Here is a 3,402-nt window from a genome sequence, read left to right on the forward strand (position 1 = left end):
ATTCTAACGAGAAACAAAAAATCTGTCATCAGTAATAGATAAAATCTATTACCAACAACAGATATTGTAGAACCACAATTTCCATCTGGTTCAGCCACTATGTTATCCTGAATTATTTTCTAAGTTTATTAACGATGTCTTCTGAAGGATCAATGAATAACGTTTGCTGACTATCATAAATAACGAAGCCGGGTTTTGCGCCATTCGGCTTTCTAATATGCTTAACCTTTGTATAATCGACAGGAACCTTAGCTGAGTCACGAGCTTTTGAGAAATACGCTGCTAAATTGGCAGCCTCGGTCAAGGTTTGCTCGGATGGATTAAAGCTTCGGACAATCACATGAGAGCCGGGAATATTCTTCGTATGAAGCCATGTTTCCCGTTTGTCAGCAGTATGCATGGTCAAACGTTCGTTTTGGAGATTATTTTTCCCGACGAGAATTTCGGTACCATCAGTTGAAACAAATTCCTCTGGTTTGTTAATCTTTGGGCGCTTGGCTTTTTTCTTCTTACCATGTTGTTCATGATCCCGAAGATAGTGGCCCTGTTCTAATTCGTAGCGAATGTCTACTAAGTCTTCTGGTTTAGCCAGTTCAATCTGAGACTGAATATTTTCAAAATAATCAATTTCTTGTTGCGTTAACTTAATCTGTTCGTTCAAATATTTAACAGCATTCTTTAATTTTTGATACTTTTTAAAATAACGCTGGGCATTTTCTGAAGGAGACAATTGATTCGAAAGGCTGATTGAGATCATGGCGTTGTTGTCATAATAGTTGGGAAGCTCAATTGTTTGCATTCCCCGTTGGATTTTGTTGAGATACGTCGTTAAGATTTCACCTTTAATTTTGAACGCATCTGCATTCTCAGTTTCAGCCATATCCCGAGTTAATCGTTTAAGTTTCGTTCGATTTTTTTTGAGCTGTTTTTTAACGACTTGAATTAAAACGGCCCCTTGTTCACGAACTCGATCCCGTTGCGCTTTTTCTGCGTAATAGGCATCCAATAATTCGCTAAGCGTCGAATAAAAAGTATTTTTTGCTGTATCTGGATACGGAAATGCGGTAAAATTAAGCTTGTTATTAGCAATATTGCTCAACGTCGGCTTTGACTCATCAAATTGACTAAAAAAGTTCTTGAAATTAGTTTCCGTTTGATCGGATTTGTGCAAATAACTTGCTAGTGCCAAGGATGTGTCTTTACCCAATCCCTGAATCATTTTTCGAACATTATCTGCGAGAACCTGAATATTTGGAAATTCTTCAATTAGTTGATCAATATCAGTAAAGCTTGTCTTTGTAAATGGATTTTGTACGTCTTGCTTTGGTGGATTAATGTAAGTAGCTCCTGGTAACAAAATCCGATACCGGTTCACATCTGAACCAACATGCTTAATAGCATCGATGACCTTGCTGGTTTTTTGATCAACTAAAATAATGTTACTGTGTCTGGCCATAATTTCGACATTTAAACACAGTTCGGTTTGATCCCCGAGTTCATTTCTTGAGGTGAACAGAAATTTGAGGACCCGATCGTTGTCTAATTGCTGAACATCGGTCAAAATTGCACCACTCAGATGTTTTCTCATAATCATCGTAAAATTACTTGGAACACTTGGGTTTGAATAGGGAATTTTAGTTAATTGAACCCGTGCATAGGTTGGATTAGCAGACAGCAATAATTGTTGATTTTTACTTTGGGCACGAATTGTTAATATTAATTCATTTGGATAGGGTTGATTTATTTTACTTACCCTTCCAGTCTTCAAAATTGAAGCTAATTCGTTTCTCATGGAATGGGTAAAAGAACCATCAAATGACATCTTATCACTCACTTTCATATAGGTAGCATCTATTAGTATAGCGCACTTCACGCCTTGATGCGAAGCCTGTTGTTCATTTGTAAGTCATAATTATTTAGCGTATACTATTTTTTCGGAGGTATTGTCATCATGAAGGATATTCTTCCAGCACTTAATTCTGCTGCCAAAAACCATAAAGCGCAATTATTTGCGATCACCAAAGCAACGGGGCTCACAATTTCGGAATGGAAGTTACTGGATCAGGTCATTGATGGTCATACCACTCAAGAAGCTTTGTCGGCAACAACCCAATTGGACATTTCAACCCTGTCCCGCCAGTTAAAGCGCCTCGTTGAAAAAGACATGTTAGAAAAGACAGCCGTGGGTAAGGATAAACGTCAATTAATCTATAATGTTACCCACCAAGGCATCGAATCGAGTACATACGTCAAAACCAAGCTTAATGCTCTTACAGATCAAATTTTTAGTCACTGGACCGATGAAGAGAAGAATTTATTGAAGATTTTGATCAATCGGTTGGAACAGAGTCTTGGCAGAATATAATTATGAGCAGGTGGATTGAATGAAGATTGCTATTGTAACTGATAGTACTGCGTACCTTACTGAAGCAGAACAACGAAAATACCATATAACAGTGGTTCCAATTCCAGTCATTATTGATGGTAAGGAGTACAAGGAAGGCGACGATATCACTACTGAGGCCTTCTATGGAAAATTAAAAACGTCTCATTCCTTTCCAAGCACCTCTCAACCACCAGTTGGTGAAATGATTGAACTGTACGAGAAGCTAGCAGATGAAGGCTATGATACTGTTATTAGTATCCATTTAGCCAGCACAATATCGGGCTTTTATAATTCATTGGAACAGGTGGCCCCTTCGATCGATAAAATTAAGGTGATCCCTTATGATTCTAAAATCACTGTCAAGTTGATGGGGTATCTTGCGATTCAAGCTAGTAAGATGGCTAGTTTGGGAAGGACCCCTGAACAGATCATCCATTATTTGGACGATTTACGGTCAACAATCGACGAGTTGTTTGTAGTTGATGACCTTCAGAATCTTGTTCGTGGTGGACGCTTATCTAATGCATCCGCATTTATTGGGGGAATTCTTAAAATTAAGCCATTACTCACGTTTGACGATAAGAGTAATGAAATTGTGGCTTTCGAAAAAATTCGATCTCGAAAGAAAGCGCTCAAGAGGGTTGAAGAGTTGTTTGCACAGGCTCAACAGCGGGCAACTTATCCGTTGCGTGCTCTTGTCATTAATGGGAATGATCCCAAAGCGGGAAATGAATGGGCAAACAAAATTCACGAACTTTATCCGGATATGAAAATTGAGCAAAGTTATTTTGGTCCAACCATCGGAACCCATCTGGGAGACAAAGCACTGGCACTTGCATGGCTTCGTGATTTTGATCAGGATCAGTTATAAAAACGAAACAATAATTTGGGACAATCACTAAACGTTCGGTAAAATCCGGCTAAGTGATTGCTTTTTTATTTGGCTCTTCGTCAACTGTTGTTGGTGAAACTAAATTCGAGTTCTAATCACTTTGTGATTAGGGCTCTTTTTGTTT

3 protein-coding genes are annotated in these 3,402 nt (G+C 38.4%); 2 read left to right on the top strand and 1 reads right to left on the bottom strand.

Translation table 11 applies throughout. From position 1 onward, the window contains the following. Positions 1-112: 112 nt before the first annotated feature. Positions 113-1,822: an NFACT RNA binding domain-containing protein gene (locus tag QUF07_RS13490; protein ID WP_217163016.1), complete on the bottom strand. Its 1,710-nt coding sequence runs from the start codon at positions 1,820-1,822 to the stop codon at positions 113-115. Between the two features lie 129 nt (positions 1,823-1,951). Between QUF07_RS13490 and QUF07_RS13495 the strand changes: the two genes are divergently transcribed. Next, positions 1,952-2,365, top strand: a complete 414-nt coding sequence (locus QUF07_RS13495) for a MarR family winged helix-turn-helix transcriptional regulator (RefSeq protein ID WP_217162980.1) — start codon at positions 1,952-1,954, stop codon at positions 2,363-2,365. A 19-nt stretch (positions 2,366-2,384) separates the two neighbouring features. Continuing rightward, positions 2,385-3,257, top strand: a complete 873-nt coding sequence (locus tag QUF07_RS13500) for a DegV family protein (RefSeq protein ID WP_289427938.1) — start codon at positions 2,385-2,387, stop codon at positions 3,255-3,257. Positions 3,258-3,402 lie beyond the last annotated feature (145 nt).

It is taken from the genome of Lentilactobacillus sp. TOM.63 (assembly GCF_030361045.1).
GTDB lineage: Bacteria > Bacillota > Bacilli > Lactobacillales > Lactobacillaceae > Lentilactobacillus > Lentilactobacillus dabitei.